This window comes from Paraburkholderia sp. CI2 (assembly GCF_014201055.1).
GTDB lineage: Bacteria > Pseudomonadota > Gammaproteobacteria > Burkholderiales > Burkholderiaceae > Paraburkholderia > Paraburkholderia tuberum.
This window is the reverse complement of sequence record NZ_JACHDL010000016.1, coordinates 22508-39358: the sequence shown is the minus strand read 5'-3', so window position 1 is coordinate 39358 and position 16851 is coordinate 22508. Positions and strand designations below refer to the sequence as shown.

Sequence of the window (16851 nt, the reverse complement as noted above, 5' to 3'; positions counted from 1 at the left end):
TCAGGCCGCAGCGGCGCGCAGCACGCCGCCGCTGATCCGCTCGATGCCGGCGAGATCGCGCGCCGAGCGGACCTCGGCGAAACCGCGTTCGCTCAACAATGCGCGCACGGCTTCGGCCTGGTCGTAGCCATGTTCGATCCAAAGCGTGCCGTCGGCAGCGAGACGCTCGGGGGCGCCGGCAACGATCGCGCGGATCGCGCTGAGGCCGTCGGCCTCGTCGGTGAGCGCGCCGCGCGGCTCGAAGCGCAGATCGCCCTCACGCAGATGCGGGTCGCCGCTCGCGATATACGGTGGATTGCTGACGATCGCATCGAAGCGCAACGCGGCGTCGAGCGAGCCGTACCAGTCGCTGGGCAGGAAAACGACGGCGCCCCCCGGGCGATTCACGTCGAGCAGGCGCGCGCCGTTGCGCGCGGCGACGGCGAGCGCGTCGGCCGAGCGGTCGAGCGCCCAGACCTGCGCGTCGGGCCGCATCGACGCGATTGCCACCGCGATTGCGCCGGTCCCGGTGCCGAGATCGAGCACACGTGGGCGCGGCCGAGGTTCGATCGCCGCGAGCACGGTCTCCACCAGCAGCTCGGTCTCAGGACGCGGAATCAGCACGTGCGGCGTCACTTCGAATTCGAGCCCGAAGAACTCGCGCGCACCGACGAGCTGCGCGACCGGCTCGCCGGCCATGCGCCGCGCCTCGAACGTGCGATAACGCTCGACGCTTGCGCGTTCGAGCGGCTCCTCGCCGCGCGTGATCAGCTGCGTGCGCCGCCAACCGAGCACATGCGTGAGCAGAATCCGCGCTTCGAGCGGCGGCAGCGGCGATGCGCGCAATAGCGCCTCGGCCGTGGGGGGCAGAGCGGTGGGGTCGAGCGGAGCCGGGCAGGCGTCGGTCATTGTCGGGGCGTTAGTCGGCGTCGCCGAGCGAAGCCAGCAGTTCGGCCTGATGCTCGCTGACGAGCGCCGCGATCAGTTCTTCGAGATCGCCGTCCATGATCGCGTCGAGGCGATACAGCGTCAGGTTGATGCGGTGATCGGTGAGGCGCCCCTGCGGGAAGTTGTACGTGCGGATGCGCTCCGAACGGTCGCCCGAGCCGATCAGGTTCTTGCGCGTCGCCGCTTCCTTCGCCTGCTGCTCGTGCGCCTGCTTGTCCTTGATGCGCGCGGCGAGCACCTTCAGCGCGCGATCCTTGTTCTTGTGCTGCGAGCGGTCGTCCTGACATTCGACGACGATGCCCGTCGGCAAGTGCGTGACGCGCACCGCCGAGTCGGTCTTGTTGATGTGCTGGCCGCCCGCGCCCGACGCGCGGAACGTGTCGATACGCAGATCGGCCGGATTGATCTCGACTTCGCCGATCTCGTCCGCTTCCGGCATCACCGCGACCGTGCACGCCGAGGTATGGATGCGGCCCTGCGTTTCGGTGGCCGGCACGCGCTGCACGCGATGCCCGCCCGACTCGAACTTCAGCTTCGAATACGCGGCATCGCCGGCAATTCGCACGATCACTTCGCGATAGCCACCGAGGTCCGATTCGCTCGCCGACATCATCTCGACCTGCCAGCGGTTGCGCTCGGCATAGCGCAGATACATGCGCAGCAGATCGCCCGCGAACAGTGCGGATTCGTCGCCGCCGGTGCCCGCGCGGATTTCGAGGAAAATGTTGCGCTCGTCGTTCGGGTCTTTCGGCAGCAGCATTTTCTGCAGTTCGACGCCGAGCGTCTCCATACGATCGCGTGCTGCGCGGATTTCCTCTTCGGCGAAATCGCGCATCGACGCGTCGGCGAGCAGTTCCTGCGCGGTGGCGGCGTCGTTCTGCGCCTGGCGCCACAGCCCATAATGCTCGACGACCGGGCCGAGCTCCGCGTGTTCGCGCGTCAGCTTGCGGTACTGGTCGAGGTTGGCGGTGATGTCCTCGCGGCTCAACAGGTCGTTCAGTTCGGCCAGCCGGGTGGTCAGCTGGTCGAGCTTGCGTTGCATGCTCGTTTTCATCGGGCGGGTAGCGGAGCGGACTCCGGAATGGATGCGGCCAGGGGAACGGGCGAATGCCCGGGGCGGAAGCACTTTGCGAGCCACGGCGGTGGCGCGCGGGGGTGCGGCGAGCACTGCGCCGCTAACGCTCGGTAGAGCCGGGGTGTTTGTAGAAGCCGCTCATCAGCTCGATCAGCTTGTCGCGGTTGTCGCTGCTCGCGCGATTCAGCGCGTGCGTAGGACCATGGATCAGCTTGTTGGTGAGCGATTGCGACAGTGCCTCGAGGACTGCGGCCGGATCGTCGCCGCGCGCGAGCATTTTCTGCGCGCGTTCGACCTCTGCGCGGCGCAGCGTGTCGGCCTGTGTGTGCATGTGGCGGATCACCGGCACGATGCTGCGCGCATCAAGCCACTGCATGAAGGTCTGTACGCGCGTTTCGATGATCGCTTCGGCCTGCGCGACCGCGGCCTGGCGCGACGCATTGCCTTCGCGGACGATCGCACCGAGGTCGTCGACGGTGTACAGGAACACGTCTTCGAGCTGGCCGGCTTCGGGTTCGATGTCACGCGGCACCGCGAGGTCGACCATGAAAATCGGCCGGTGACGACGCGCCTTGACCGCGCGCTCGACCGCGCCAAGACCGATGATCGGCAACGTGGACGCCGTGCACGACACGATGATGTCGAATTCGTGCATCCGCGCGGGGAGCTCGGAGAGCGGAATGGCGCGGCCGTTGAAGCGCTCGGCGAGCCGCATGCCGCGCTCGGCGGTTCGGTTCGCGACGACGAGTTCCCGCGGATGCTGCGCCGCGAAGTGCGTCGCGCAAAGCTCGATCATTTCGCCAGCACCGATGAACAGCACGCGCTGGTTCGCGATCTTGTCGAAAATGCGTTGGGCGAGGCGTACCGCGGCGGCGGCCATCGACACCGACTGCGCGCCGATCTCGGTGGTGCTGCGCACTTCCTTCGCGACGGCGAAGGTGCGCTGGAATAGCTGATTCAGGTAGGTGCCGAGGGCGCCGGCTTCGGAGGCGGTGCGCACCGCGTCCTTCATTTGTCCGACGATCTGCGTTTCGCCGAGCACCATCGAATCGAGCCCCGACGCGACGCGGAACGCATGGCGCACGGCTTCGGACTGCGGCAGCGCATAGACGTGCGGCGCGAGTTGATCGATCGGGAGGTTGTGGTACTTCGACAGCCACTGCACCGAGGCTTCGCGCGCGGCGAGGTCGTCGGTCGCGCAGTAGAGTTCAGTGCGGTTGCAGGTGGACAGAATTGCCGCCTCGGGCGCGTTGGGGGCCATGTGGCCCAGCCAGATGCCTTTGAACGTATCCAGAGCGGGCTTTATCTGTTCGAGCGGAAACGCCACGCGTTCGCGCAAGGCGACAGGCGCAGTGTGATGGTTGATTCCGATCGTTAGAAGCTGCATTTGGGGGAGCTATCGTTCAGCCATATATTATAGCGTTTCCACGATACTCACATTCTGCCCGCCATATATCCCGCATGCGTCAGTTCGCGCCTGTCAGGCTCTCCGGCGGGATCGCGTCGAGCTGGTAACCGTAACCATAGACCGGCGTCAGCGTGTAGCCAAGCTCCGGGCGCAGTTGCAACTTGCTGCGCACGCGCGACGCGTGGGTGTCGATGGTGCGCGACTTTACGTCGCGACGGCGGGCCCACACGGTTTCGAGAATATGCGCGCGCGACACCGGCCGCGCGAGATTGTTGAACAGCACCAGCGCGAGGCGGAATTCCTTCGGCGTCAGGATCACGGTCAGGTCGCGGAATGTCACGGCCAAATTCGCCGCGTCGAACGTATAGCCGCCGATCACGTCGCGTCGACGGTTGGGCGGCCGCCGCAGGCCCGCACGGCGCTGCAGCGCCTCGACACGCGCGAGCATTTCGGGGCCGCGCACTGGCTTGCTGAGACAGTCGTCGGCGCCGGCATGCAGCGCGGCGACGATCTGGCATTCGCGCGGTGCGCTCAGCAGCATCATGATGGGCAGGCCCGGCAGAATGGAGCGCGCGCGCGGGATCACGTCTTCGGCGCAATGGTCGCCGGCCCAACTTTCGGTGATCAACAGGTCGAAAAATTCGTCGGTAGCGCGCTGCAGGAACGTGGCGCTAGTGGTGAAGTGCTGGCACGCGTGGCCGCCGGCGAAAATGAGCCGGTCAACCAGTTTGGCGTGTTGCACGTCGGGTTCGATAAGGGCGATGCGCATGGCGCTGCGTCAGCCTGGCAACGGGCGAAGCATGAGGGGTTTTCGTCAGACTTACAACTTGCCTAAGCACACCCCGATCCCTAAACTCAACCGCTATGCGGAAAGCGCCGTGCTGAACTTGTATAGTTGAGGAGGCAAAAATGCTAGCGTTGGCGGCTCCTTTCGCCTATGAGACGAATCCGAAATTGATCTTGCCGTGTTTGAGCGCCCAGTCTGGAGTCGACGCCTGATGGGTTGGCCAGGCATTCTCGTACTCGGCGCGGTGATCGGCCTCGCGGGCTGGTGGTTGCATCCGCAGCGCCGCGCGAGCCGCGCCCGCTGGTGGGCCGCCCTGTTGGCCGGTGTGCTCGGCACGAGCGTCGCGCGGATGGCCGGCAATGTGACAAGTCTCTTCCATGACGGCGACATGCTCGAATGGCCGGTATGCACCGCCGTCGCGCTCATCGCCGTCGCCGTGACGGTCGGCCTTTTGTCGCGTCAATCAACGCGCCGGTCAATCCGTCGATGAATCCTTGCAGGTAACTCCATGAACGCCCGACTTCCCGAAACCTCCTCCATTCCCGAGCGCCTCGCGAGCCTGCGCGCCGCGATGGCGCGCGAAGGCATTGCCGCTTACCTCGTGCCGTCGGCGGATCCGCATCTGTCCGAGTATCTGCCAGGGCGCTGGCAAGGCCGCCAGTGGCTGTCGGGCTTCACCGGCTCGGCCGGCACGCTGATCGTCACCGCCGATTTCGCCGGCGTCTGGACCGACAGCCGCTACTGGGAGCAGGCGAGTGCGCAGCTCGCCGGCAGCGGTGTCGAGCTGATGAAGATGACCGGCGGCCAGCTCACGACGCCGCATTTCGAATGGCTCGCGCAGAACGTCGCGAGCGGCGGCACGGTCGGTGTGGACGGCGCGGTGCTGGGTGTCGCGGCCGCGCGCGCGTTGAGCGCCGCACTGAACGCGCGCGGCGTGCAATTGCGCACCGACCTCGACCTGTTCGACGCGATCTGGGCGCAGCGCCCGGCGCTGCCCGCCGACGCCGTCTTCGAGCACGCCGCGCCGCAAGCGGGCGTCACACGGGCGGACAAGCTTGCGCAGGTGCGTCGCGCGATGGTCGAGAAAGGCGCGCAGTGGCACTTCATCTCGACGCTCGACGACCTCGCCTGGCTGCTGAATCTGCGCGGCGCCGACGTCAGCTACAACCCGGTGTTCGTCGCGCACGCGCTGATCGGCGTGGAGCGGGTGTCGCTATTTATCGCCGACGGCAAGGTGTCGACGGCGCTCGCCGAAGTGCTCGCGCGCGACGGCATCGGCGTCGAGCCGTACGCGAAAACCGCCGACGCGCTTGTCGCGCTGCCAGCCGGCAGCACGCTGCTGATCGATCCGCGCCGCATCACGTACGGCTCGCTGCAGGCGGTGCCGTCGTCGGTCAAGGTGGTCGAGGCGGTCAATCCGTCCACTTTCCTGAAGTCGTGCAAGACCGCCGCCGATGCCGCGCACGTGCGTGAGACGATGGAGCAGGACGGCGCCGCGCTCGCCGAATTCTTCGCGTGGTTCGAAAGCGCGCTCGGCCGCGAGCGCATCACCGAGCTGACGATCGACGAGCGTCTGACGGCAGCTCGCGCGCGCCGTCCCGGTTTCGTGTCGCTGAGCTTCGCGACGATCGCGGGCTTCAATGCGAACGGCGCGATGCCGCACTATCGCGCGACCGAGGAGTCGCATGCGGTGATCGAAGGCAACGGCCTGCTGCTGATCGATTCGGGCGGCCAGTATCTGAGCGGCACGACCGACATCACACGCGTCGTCCCGGTCGGCACGCCGAGCAGCGAACAGCGCCGCGATTTCACCGTCGTGCTGAAAGGCATGATCGCGCTGTCACGCGCGCAATTCCCGCGCGGCATCCGCTCGCCGATGCTCGACGCGATCGCGCGCGCACCGATCTGGCAGGCCGGCGCCGACTATGGCCACGGCACCGGTCACGGGGTCGGCTACTTCCTGAACGTGCACGAAGGCCCGCAGGTGATCTCGCACTACGCACCGGCCGAGCCGTGGACCGCGATGGAGGAGGGCATGATCACGTCGAACGAGCCGGGTCTGTATCGGCCGGGCAAGTGGGGCGTGCGAATCGAAAACCTCGTGCTGAACGTGGCGGCGGAAAAAACCGAATTCGGCGACTTCCTGAAGTTCGAAACGCTGACGCTGTGCCCGATCGACGCGCGCTGCATCGAGTGGTCGTTGCTGCGCGACGACGAGCGCGCGTGGCTCAACGCGTATCACGAGACGGTGCGCGTGCGCCTCGCGCCGCATGTATCGGGCGACGCGAAAGCGTGGCTGGAACTGCGCACGCAACCCATCTGAGCATAGCGACGACCTTCCAAAGGAGCGTGGTGCATGGCGATCAAGGCAGTGGTGTTCGATTTCGGCGGTGTGCTGATCGACTGGAGTCCCGAGTACCTGTACCGCGAGCTGATTCCCGACGAAGTCGAGCGCCGCTGGTTCCTCACGCACGTCTGCTCGATGGACTGGGTGATCCGCCAGGATGGCGGTCAGCCGATCGTCGAAGCCACCGACGAGCTGATCGCGCGGTTTCCCGATCACGAACCGCTGATCCGCGCGTTCTATGAGCGCTGGCACCAGATGGTGGCGGGGGTGCTCGACGACGGCATCGCGCTGATGGAAAAGCTCGAAGCGGCCGAGGTGCCGCTCTTCGGGCTGACCAACTGGTCGGCCGAGACGTTTCCGTACGCGTGGGAGCACTATCCGGTGCTGCGGCGGTTTCGCGACGTCGTCGTGTCGGGGCGCGTGAAACTCGTGAAGCCCGACCCGGCGATCTTCGCGGAGATGCGCCGGCGCATCGAACTGCAAATGCCCGGTGTCGAGCCGGCCGAACTCGTCTTCATCGACGACAACGCGAAGAACGCCGAAGCCGCGACGGCGCTCGGCTGGCACGGCGTGCATCACACGAGCGCCGCGCAAACGGAAGCCGAGCTGCGCGAGTTGGGCTTGCCGGTTTGAGCTGACCGCCGCCGCTACTGCCCCAGCAGATTCTTCAGCGCATTGCCGAGACCCTTGACGGTCTCGCCCGCACCCTTCGCGACGCCCTCGACGCTGACCCCGAGCGCCTGCGCAAACCCGGCGCCGATGCGCGTGAGGATCCCTTCGCGCACCGAGAACTTCGGATCGCGCAGATCGCCGTCGAGCACGAAATGCAGCGTGATATTGCCGTTATGCGTCTTCAGCGCCGCGACGGCGGCGCGGGTCGGAATCGACATGAACGTCTCGAGCGGATTGTCGGATTCGGCGAGCTGCAGATTGTGGACTGTCATCGTGCCGGGCGCATGGAGATGATAGTTCCGCACCGTCGATTCGATCGTCAGATCGACGGTGCCGCCCGTCACCTGTGCGCGCGTGCCGGCCTTCTTCAGCAGATACTGATCGAGCATCGCAATATCGACGCCGTGCAGCGTGCTCGTCGTCTGCGAATCGCGGCTGGCGATTTTGATCCAGCCGTCGAACGTCACGGTGCCCGTATGCGCCGGCCCCTTCATCGAGCCGCGAACGCTGACATGGGTCGGTTCGGTAAGCGCCGGCAGATGCAGATGGTCGACGCTCGCGTTCGCGTCGCTGACCGTGACCTTGAACGGCGGCGGCCCGACAGTCATGTCGTAGAAATGGAAGTTGCCGTGTTCGAAGCGGACATGGTCGACCAGCTTTTCGCGCGGGATCGGCGGCGCCGTGCCGGCGTTGCCCGGCTGATCGCCGCGGTTCAGCGATTCGCGCAGGTTCGGCAGCAGATTCAGCGAGCCGTCCTTCGTGCGTAACACGGCCATGTCGAAGCCGCGCACGACGACCTCGCGGATATGCATGCGCCGCGCGATCAGATCGCGCACGTCGGGGGTGATCGTGATTTCGTCGGCGCGTAGCGGTTCACCCGCTGGCCAGCCAGGCGGCGCTTTTAGCACGACGTGGGTGAGGCGTACCGAGGTGAGGCCGACGTCGATACTGTCGGCGCTGCCGAGCGGCCCGAGCGCCGCGCTGACGCGATTCTTGACTTCCTGTTGCGCGAATCGCATCGCGCCGATCGCGATCAGAACCAACGCCAAAAGCGTTGCCCCCACGATGACGATCCAGCGCCTGCCCTTCGACATCGCCATGCCTGTCTCCTCGTCGCCGCGTCGCGCGGCGCTGTGTTGACCGTCTGTCGCGTGCGCGAGACTTTCACGCGCGCCTCCATCTAGCGATGGTTAGCAACGCGCATGCCCCGCGGCCCGTCCGGCATCGCGCCGGACGGGCCGTCGTCCGCCCGCTTCCTAACGCGAGATCGGCTTGTAGCGCAGGCGCTTCGGCCGCGCGCCTTCCTCGCCGAGACGCGCGCGCTTGTCCGCTTCGTATTCCTGGTAGTTGCCGTCGAAGAACGTGACTTGCGAGTCGCCTTCGAACGCGAGGATATGCGTCGCGATGCGATCGAGGAACCAGCGATCGTGCGAAATCACGAGCACCGAGCCCGCGAATTCGAGCAGCGCGTCTTCGAGCGCGCGCAGCGTTTCGACGTCGAGGTCGTTCGACGGTTCGTCGAGCAGCAGTACGTTGCCGCCCGCGATCAGCGTCTTCGCCAGATGCAGACGACCGCGCTCGCCGCCGGACAGATTGCCGACGATCTTCTGCTGGTCGCCGCCCTTGAAATTGAAGCGGCCGATATACGCGCGCGACGGCGTTTCGTACTTGCCGACCGTCAGCACGTCCGCGCCGCCGGAGATTTCCTCGAACACGGTCTTGGTGCCTGCGAGCGCTTCGCGGCTCTGGTCCACGTACGCGAGCTTGACGGTCGGACCCTGCACGATTTCGCCCGAATCGGGTTGCTCGCGGCCGGTCAGCATACGGAACAGCGTCGATTTGCCGGCGCCGTTCGGACCGATGATGCCGACGATCGCGCCGGCCGGGATCTTGAAGCTGACGTTATCGAGCAGCAGCCGGTCGCCGTACGACTTGCTGACGTTCTTGAACTCGATCACTTCATTGCCGAGGCGGTCGCCGACCGGAATGAAGATTTCCTGCGTTTCGTTGCGCTTCTGGTAGTCCTGGCTGTTCAGTTCCTCGAAGCGCGCGATACGCGCCTTCGACTTCGCCTGGCGGCCCTTCGGGTTCTGGCGCACCCACTCGAGTTCCTTCTTGATCGCCTTCTGGCGCGCGGACTCCGACGCTTCTTCCTGCTTCAGACGCTCTTCCTTCTGATCGAGCCAGCTGCTGTAGTTGCCCTTCCACGGAATGCCGTGACCGCGGTCGAGTTCGAGAATCCACTCGGCGGCGTTGTCGAGGAAGTAGCGATCGTGCGTGACGGCGACCACGGTGCCCGGGAAGCGCGTCAGGAACTGCTCGAGCCATTCGACCGATTCCGCGTCGAGGTGGTTGGTCGGCTCGTCGAGCAGCAGCATGTCGGGCTTTTGCAGCAGCAGCTTGCACAGCGCGACGCGGCGCTTTTCGCCCCCCGACAGATGCTCGATCTTCGCGTCCCATGCCGGCAGGCGCAGTGCGTCGGCGGCGATTTCGATCTGCTGCTCGGCGCTGCCGTCGGTCGTTGCGAGGATCGCTTCGTACTTCGCCTGCTCGGCGGCCAGTGCGTCGAAGTCGGCGTCCGGCTCCGCGTAGGCCGCGTAGACTTCGTCGAGCTTCTTCTGCGCGTTGAACACGTCGCCGAGTCCTTCCTCGACCGCTTCACGCACGGTTTTCTGCGGATCGAGTTGCGGCTCCTGCGGCAGATAGCCGATGTTCAGGTTCGGCATCGGTGTCGCTTCGCCTTCGATCTCCGTGTCCACACCGGCCATGATGCGGATCAGGGTCGACTTGCCCGAGCCGTTCAGGCCGAGCAGGCCGATCTTCGCACCGGGGAAGAACGATAGCGAAATGTCTTTCAGGATCTGGCGCTTGGGCGGCACGATTTTGCCGACCCGGTTCATGGTGAAAACGTATTGGGCCATTTGCTTGCAGTGGACGTTGACGACGCCGGCCGCGTGCGGGCGGGCAGTCGGGGGTGAATGGGTAATCGGTGTGAGGGCCGGGCGGAACACCCGGCGCCGGCCGGCGCGGCGTCGGATTCGACGACGCTGCCGCGCGCGGCATGTGGTTCAGGTGGCATTGTACTTCGCGGCGAGGGCCGGGCGGCAGGGGGGCTCCGGCGGCGGGCCGCCGTCGCGGCGCTCCGCGGGCGTCTCAGTTCGCGCGCCGTCCAGTCGCCGGATCGAAGAAGTGCAGATGCTGCGCGGGCAGCACGACCTGCAGCGCCTCGCCGGCCGCGGGACGATGCGCGTGAGGCAGCCGCGCGGTCACATCGTGCTTGCCCCAGCGGCCGTGCGCGAGATTGTCCGCGCCGAGAATTTCGCAAGAATCGACGCTCAGTGTCGCGAACGGTGCGTTGGCCGTGCCCGGGCTCAGATGCTCGGGGCGAATGCCGAGCGTCCACTCGCGGCCTGTCGCGACTTCGCGGCCGATCGACGGCACGCCCGCGAGCGGCAGCTTCGGGCCGTTGCCGGCGACGTCGAAGGTCGAGCCGTCGTCCGCGACACGGCCTTCGAGCAGGTTCATCCCCGGCGAGCCGATGAAACTCGCGACGAACAGCGTGGCCGGCCGCTCGTAGACTTCGGTCGGCGCGCCGATCTGCTCGGCGTGGCCCTGGTTCATCACGATCACGCGCTGCGCCAGGGTCATCGCTTCGATCTGATCGTGCGTGACGTACAGGCTCGTGGTCTTGAGGCGCGCATGCAGACGCTGGATTTCGAGGCGCATTTGCACGCGCAGACGCGCGTCGAGATTCGACAGCGGCTCGTCGAACAGAAACACCGCCGGCTCGCGCACGATCGCGCGGCCCATCGCGACGCGCTGCCGCTGTCCGCCCGACAACTCGCGCGGCTTGCGCTGCAGCAGCGCGCCGAGCTCGAGAATCTGCGCGGCGGCTTCGACGCGTTTCGCGATCTGCGCACGATCGACGCCCGCGATCTTCAGCGCGTAACCCATGTTCTCGGCCACGCTCATATGCGGATAGAGCGCGTAGTTCTGGAACACCATCGCGATGTTGCGATCCTTCGGCTCCAGCTCGTTGACGACCTTGCCGGCGATCGAAATGCTGCCGTCGGAGATGCGCTCGAGCCCGGCGACCATCCGCAGCAAGGTCGATTTGCCGCAGCCGGACGGGCCGACCATGACGACGAATTCGCCGTCGGCGACGTCGACGTCGATGCCGTGCAACACGAACTGTTTGCCGTCGTAGGTTTTCTTAACGCTTTGCAGAGTCAGTGCAGCCATGCCGTTCTAGCCTTTTGTTTTTGAGTGCTTGTCGCTGTCCGCCATACCGGATCATTTTTCCGAATCCACGAGGCCGCGCACGAACCAGCGCTGCATCGTCAGCACGACGGCGAGCGGCGGCAGCATCGCGAGCAGCGTGGCCGTCATCACCAGATGCCATTCGGTCGCGGTATCGCCCGAGGCGATCATTCCCTTGATGCCGATCACCGCGGTGATCAGCGACTGCTGGCTGGTGATCAGGATCGGCCACAGATACTGGTTCCAGCCGTAGATGAACGTGATCACGAAGAGCGCCGCCATCGTGGTCCGCGACAGCGGCAGCACGACGTCCCAGAAGAAGCGCAGCGCGCCCGCGCCGTCGATGCGCGCGGCTTCCATCAGCTCGTCCGGCAGCGTCTTGAAGAACTGGCGGAACAGGAACGTCGCGGTCGCCGACGCGATCAGAGGCAGCGTCAAACCGGTGTACGTATTGCTCAGATGCATCGACGACACCACCTGCACGGTCGGGAAAATCCGCACTTCGACCGGCAGCATCAGCGTGATGAAGATCAGCCAGAACGCAAGCGTGCGAAACGGAAAGCGGAAGTAGACGATCGCGTACGCGGAGATCATCGACACGGCGATCTTGCCGATCGCGATGACGAGCGCCATCACGAGGCTGTTGAACAGCATGCGATTGAACGGCGCCGCGGCGTTGCCGGTGCCCTGCGTCCAGATCGTGACGATGTTCTCGAACAGATGCGTGCTCGGCACGAGCGACAGCGGCACCGTGAACACCTCGTGCTCGCTCATCGTCGCCGCGCAGAACGCGACGTACACCGGAAACACCACCAGCGCGACGCCGATGATCAGCACCGCGTGACAGAACAGGTCGAAACCGCGTCGGTTCTCGATCATGAGTATTGAACCCTGCGTTCGATGAAGCGGAATTGCACGACGGTCAGTGCCACGACGATGATCATCAGGACGACCGACTGCGCGCCCGAACTGCCGATGTCGAGCCCCTGGAAGCCTTCGGCGAAAATCTTGTAGATCAGCGTGCGGGTGGCCTGGCCTGGGCCGCCGCCGGTCGCCGCGTCGATCACGGGAAAGGTGTCGAAGAACGCGTAGGTGATGTTGATCACCAGCAGAAAGAACGTGGTCGGCGACAGCAGCGGCAGGGCGATGCCGAAGAAGCGGCGCACCGGACCGGCGCCGTCGATCGCGGCCGCTTCGATCAGCGAGCGCGGAATCGCCTGCAGGCCCGCATAGAAGAACAGGAAGTTATAGCTGATCTGCTGCCAGACTGACGCGAGCACGACGAGGAACATCGCCTGACCGGGGTTCAGCGCGTGATTCCACACGATGCCGTGTTTCGCGAGCGCATACGTGACGAGGCCGATGCTCGGGTTGAACAGGAACGACCACAGCACCGCGGCGATCGCGGGCGCGACCGCGTACGGCCAGATCAGCAGCGTTTGATAGGCCTTCGCGCCGCGCGTCACGCGGTCCGCGCAGACCGCGAGCAGCAGCGAGACCACGAGGCCCGACACGGTGACGAGCGTGCAGAACACGATCGTCGTGTTGAACGACGCCAGATACAGCGGGTCGGCGAACAGCTGTTTGAAGTTCGCGAGTCCGACGAACTCGCTCGACGTACCGAACGCGTCTTGGGTTTGCGTCGATTGCCAGAGCGCGACGCCCGCCGGCCAGAGGAAGAACACGAGCGTGATGAGCAGCTGCGGCGCGACGAGCAGGTAGGGCAGCGCGCTGGTGCCGAAGTAGGAGCGCTTTTCCATCGGGATGTCCAGAGTGTGCTGCAACGACGGGTTCCCGCGCGGGAGCGCCGGAACCCTGCCTGCAGGCGATGCTTAGTTACCGGCCTTTTCGAAGCGGCGCAGCAGGTCGTCGCCGCGCGCGACGGACGAGTCGAGCGCCTGTTGCGGCGTCTTCCTGTCCGCCCACACCTGCTCGAGTTCTTCGTCGATCACGGTGCGGATCTGCGGCATGTTGCCCAGACGCAGGCCCTTCGTGAACGGCAGCGGCGGCTTGTTCAGCATCTGGCGGATCGCGGTGTCGCTGCCGGGGTTCTTGTCGTAGAAGCCCTGCTGGCGCGTCAGGTCATACGCGGCGGTCGTGATCGGCAGATAGCCGGTGTCCTGATGCCACTTCGCGGCGACTGGCGCCGTGGCCAGATAGGCGAGGAACTTCGCGACGCCCTTGTAGACGGCCGGGTCCTTGCCCGACAGCACCCACAGGCTCGCCCCGCCGATGATCGCGTTCTGCGGCGCGCCCTTCACGCTGTCGTCGTACGGCATCATGCCGGTGCCGAAGTTGAACTTCGCGTATTTCTTGATCGTCGCGAGCGAGCCTGACGAGTTCGTGACGATGCCGCAGTCGCCGCTATAGAACTTCGACACCGGTTCGTCCTTGCGGCCGACGTAAGTGAACGTGCCGTCCTTCGCCATGTTCTGCAGGAACTGGATGTGCGCGACCTGCAGCGGCTTGTTGAATTCGAGCTGCGCGTCCATGCCGTCGAAGCCGTTGTTACGCGACGCGAACGGCGCCGCATGCCACGCGCTGTAGTTCTCGAGCTGAATCCAGCTTTGCCAGCCCGACGAGTAGCCGCACGACATGCCTGAGGCCTTCAGCTTCTGCGCATCGGCGTGCAACTCGGCCCAGGTCTTCGGCGGCTGGTTGGGATCGAGGCCAGCCTTCTTGAACGCATCCTTGTTGTAGTACAGCACCGGCGTCGAGCTGTTGAACGGCATCGAGATCAGTTCGCCGGTTTTCGAGTCGCTGTAATAGCTCGCGATGGTCGGCACGAAGGCTTTCTGATCGAGCGGCAGGCCCGCGTCCTTGAATACCTGCGTGACCGGGACGATGGCTTTCTTCGCCTGCATCATCGTCGCGGTGCCGACCTCGTAGACCTGCAGGATGGCCGGCGCATTGCCGCTGCGATAGGCGGCGATGCCGGCGGCGAGGGTCTGGTCGTAGGTGCCCTTGAACACGGGCACGATCTTGTAGTCGTTTTGCGATTTGTTGAAGTCGTTCGCGATGTCGTTCAGACGTTCACCCAGTGCGGCTTCCATGGCGTGCCAGAACTGAATTTCGGTCGCGGCGTGAGCCGCCTGGCTGACGCCGATGCTCAATACAGCGGCGACGGAAAGTGAACGGAACAGCGGCTTGTAATTCATCGATTTGTCTCCGGTTCGGAAGGGGCGCGGACGCGAATCGCGCGATTCTAGTTGTGTTCGATGACATTCCGGCGGCGGATGCCGGGCGGCGCGGACCAAGGGTGGCGGCGCGCCGGAAGCCGAAATTTAGCATTGGCTGTCAGGGGAAAGAAATAAACGGGAGGCGAAAATTCGAGGTGACCGGACAGCGTTGGAGGCTCAAGGGGACGATATTGAGCGCCAAGCCAAGGTGTGTTTCGGTTTGAATTTTCGGTTCAAGGACGCTGAGAGACATGGGTCTGCCATTCCCTGTGCAACTTGCGAAACGAGCGGCTGTTGTCCAATGCTTGTTGCAGATCCATCCTTGCGGTGAATGCAGGTTGATCGAGTATTTCGCTGTACGTGCCACTTTGCATATGCTCTCTCATCCATCCTTTGGCATTACGCGGAGTCTCTGCATCTAGTAATTCAGAGGGTGCAATAGAAAAGCCACGCGCTCCGTCAAGGGACGGCGCCGCCGCAATGAACCAAGCCTCGAACTCTCGATTCGCCAGGACAACCGATAACCGCCGATGTGGCACGTATTGTCGTGCACGCTCGAATATCTTCTGTCCGAGTCTTGCCGGGCAATCGTCATCCGCATCTAGTACGATCAAGATCCATCCATCCTCGCCAGTCTTGGCAGCCGCCAGGAGCAATTGCCTGCGGAATTCCTCTTCTTTGTTCAAAAACTTGTCTCGCCGTACCCGAATAGGCTGTAGAGGGTTTATCACCGTGTCAGGAGACCATTGGGCAGCCATCCTTCGCAAGAGTATCGGCAATGCCGAGACTTCCCCATCACCCTCCACAATCGACGCGATGGGAATCACGACCGCACCTCGCTGAACAAATCGAACTGGACTTCGCTTTGCTGCTTGATGATTTGGCGGTCAGGCGCCAACTGGTTCATTCGTAATAGTTCTCCGGCGGAAAACAGATGATCACGCAACACTTGACGGGAAGCTTGGTCCAACGGAGCAATCTGTGTTTCCCCTCCCTCAGAGACGACGGCTAGGATGGCGTCTACGTCGATACCACGGTCATCTAGCAGATCAGGGCTATGGCTAGTCACAAGCACTTGTGTGTGCTTGGCCGACTGAACTAAAACCTCTCTTAAGGCCGCGCTCGCTGCCGGGTGCAGCGCCGTTTCCGGCTCTTCAATGCCGATCAAAGTGGGCGCGTAATCAACATTGGTTTGGAGTAGCGCTGTCAACACACCGAGCGCACGCAAGGTGCCGTCGGACATGTTCTGAGCCAGAAATTTCCACGGATACTTGGCTCCTGCCATATCCTGTCGAAACTCGAGCGTCTCCATTGGACCGATGGCCTTGCGCTCCACGCCATGCACCATGGGCACGACTGACTGGAGGTATTCTTTGATGGCCTCCACGCGATCCGGTGCCACGCGCTCGAGATGACCGATGACGCTAGCGATATTTTCGCCCACGGGCTTAAGCAAACGGCCATCCTGCGGCTTTTGAAGCTCACGCATCAATTTGGGGTTTAGGTTATAAAACCCCATCGCAGTTAATGCATCGAACACGGGCCTGAATGCCGTGAAGCCTGATGCCGCCACGAGAGCCAACCGGTCAGCGGTAATGGCAGGAAAGGCAGTTTCGCTACTGTCGAGTAAGCGGCCTTTCTCTATGCGGAAGAAAGGTCCCTTGCCGATGCCATCGATCACACATTTTTCGTGTTGTACTTCATAGCCTCCGCTGGCCATGGCACCGATGTCGAAGGCATACCATCCGTAGCGACCATCCTTGAGTCGAAACTCGATCCGGATGCCGAAATGCGTTGGATGTCCACTCGAACGTCGCCGCACTTCATTCAACCCACCTCGTTCATTAATCGCGTTGTCCAAGGAACCTGCCAAAGCATCGCGAACGAAGTGCAAGGCATCTAAAAAATTGCTTTTGCCAGCACCGTTCTGCCCGACAAGATATGTCAGGGGCTGCAAGCGGACGTCACAGTGACCGATGCTCTTGTAGTTGCGCAGCACTACGCGCTGGATAAAAACGGTATGCGACATGAAAGCCTCACTGTCCGGACAATCGCTTCAACGAGCCAACCGGTCTGAATGGGTTACTGTACTTTTGACACCATTATTACCTTACCCCTCAGGTGATTGATTACCTCGAGGCTTCCCTCTGCATTGCTAGGACTGCGCGAACAATAGAAAGCCGCGGCGAATCTCAT

The 16851-nt window shown here is 64.1% G+C and carries 15 protein-coding genes; 3 read left to right on the top strand and 12 right to left on the bottom strand.

Annotated features, from left to right (window positions below; genetic code table 11):
- The 4 genes from prmC to HDG32_RS21490 all read right to left on the bottom strand — a co-directional run bounded on the left by prmC (position 1) and on the right by HDG32_RS21490 (position 4179).
- A complete protein-coding gene (gene prmC / locus HDG32_RS21505) occupies positions 1-888 on the bottom strand; it encodes a peptide chain release factor N(5)-glutamine methyltransferase (protein ID WP_184070557.1) in 888 nt (295 codons plus the stop codon).
- A gap of 10 nt (positions 889-898) precedes the next feature.
- Positions 899-1981: a peptide chain release factor 1 gene (prfA, locus tag HDG32_RS21500; protein ID WP_184070555.1), complete on the bottom strand. Its 1083-nt coding sequence runs from the start codon at positions 1979-1981 to the stop codon at positions 899-901.
- A gap of 121 nt (positions 1982-2102) precedes the next feature.
- Complete coding sequence (hemA, locus tag HDG32_RS21495) at positions 2103-3389, bottom strand: glutamyl-tRNA reductase (RefSeq protein ID WP_184070553.1); 1287 nt, start codon at positions 3387-3389, stop codon at positions 2103-2105.
- 79 nt (positions 3390-3468) lie between these two features.
- On the bottom strand, positions 3469-4179 hold the full coding sequence (locus HDG32_RS21490; RefSeq protein WP_184070551.1) for a response regulator transcription factor: 711 nt from the start codon (positions 4177-4179) through the stop codon (positions 3469-3471).
- A 229-nt stretch (positions 4180-4408) separates the two neighbouring features.
- On the opposite strand from HDG32_RS21490, the gene HDG32_RS21485 reads away from it, so the two are divergent.
- From HDG32_RS21485 to HDG32_RS21475, 3 genes are read left to right on the top strand one after another with little or no spacing between them, the layout of a single operon-like run.
- Positions 4409-4687, top strand: a complete 279-nt coding sequence (locus HDG32_RS21485; protein ID WP_184009140.1) for a hypothetical protein — start codon at positions 4409-4411, stop codon at positions 4685-4687.
- 18 nt (positions 4688-4705) lie between these two features.
- Entirely contained in the window at positions 4706-6520 is a 1815-nt protein-coding gene (locus HDG32_RS21480) for an aminopeptidase P family protein (RefSeq protein ID WP_184070549.1), read from the top strand.
- A 33-nt stretch (positions 6521-6553) separates the two neighbouring features.
- Positions 6554-7177, top strand: coding sequence for an HAD family phosphatase (locus tag HDG32_RS21475; RefSeq protein WP_184070547.1), 624 nt, complete (start codon positions 6554-6556; stop codon positions 7175-7177).
- 14 nt (positions 7178-7191) lie between these two features.
- Here HDG32_RS21475 and HDG32_RS21470 read toward each other — a convergent pair whose 3' ends face one another.
- The 8 genes from HDG32_RS21470 to HDG32_RS21435 form a co-directional block, all read right to left on the bottom strand.
- A complete protein-coding gene (locus tag HDG32_RS21470) occupies positions 7192-8316 on the bottom strand; it encodes a DUF748 domain-containing protein (protein WP_184070545.1) in 1125 nt (374 codons plus the stop codon).
- Positions 8317-8472: 156 nt separating this feature from the next.
- Positions 8473-10137, bottom strand: coding sequence for an energy-dependent translational throttle protein EttA (gene ettA / locus HDG32_RS21465; protein ID WP_184052399.1), 1665 nt, complete (start codon positions 10135-10137; stop codon positions 8473-8475).
- A 232-nt stretch (positions 10138-10369) separates the two neighbouring features.
- Positions 10370-11458 carry a sn-glycerol-3-phosphate import ATP-binding protein UgpC gene (locus HDG32_RS21460; RefSeq protein WP_184070542.1) on the bottom strand — a complete coding sequence of 363 codons (1089 nt, stop codon included), beginning with the start codon at positions 11456-11458 and terminating at the stop codon, positions 10370-10372.
- Positions 11459-11509: 51 nt separating this feature from the next.
- Positions 11510-12355 carry a sn-glycerol-3-phosphate ABC transporter permease UgpE gene (ugpE, locus tag HDG32_RS21455; RefSeq protein ID WP_184070540.1) on the bottom strand — a complete coding sequence of 282 codons (846 nt, stop codon included), beginning with the start codon at positions 12353-12355 and terminating at the stop codon, positions 11510-11512.
- On the bottom strand, positions 12352-13236 hold the full coding sequence (gene ugpA / locus HDG32_RS21450) for a sn-glycerol-3-phosphate ABC transporter permease UgpA (RefSeq protein ID WP_184070538.1): 885 nt from the start codon (positions 13234-13236) through the stop codon (positions 12352-12354). The genes ugpE and ugpA overlap by 4 nt, the downstream gene beginning before the upstream one ends.
- A gap of 72 nt (positions 13237-13308) precedes the next feature.
- Positions 13309-14634: a sn-glycerol-3-phosphate ABC transporter substrate-binding protein UgpB gene (gene ugpB, locus HDG32_RS21445; RefSeq protein WP_184070536.1), complete on the bottom strand. Its 1326-nt coding sequence runs from the start codon at positions 14632-14634 to the stop codon at positions 13309-13311.
- 254 nt (positions 14635-14888) lie between these two features.
- Entirely contained in the window at positions 14889-15461 is a 573-nt protein-coding gene (locus HDG32_RS21440; protein WP_311540331.1) for a DUF4276 family protein, read from the bottom strand.
- 17 nt (positions 15462-15478) lie between these two features.
- Complete coding sequence (locus tag HDG32_RS21435; RefSeq protein ID WP_184009125.1) at positions 15479-16684, bottom strand: AAA family ATPase; 1206 nt, start codon at positions 16682-16684, stop codon at positions 15479-15481.
- Positions 16685-16851: the final 167 nt, after the last annotated feature.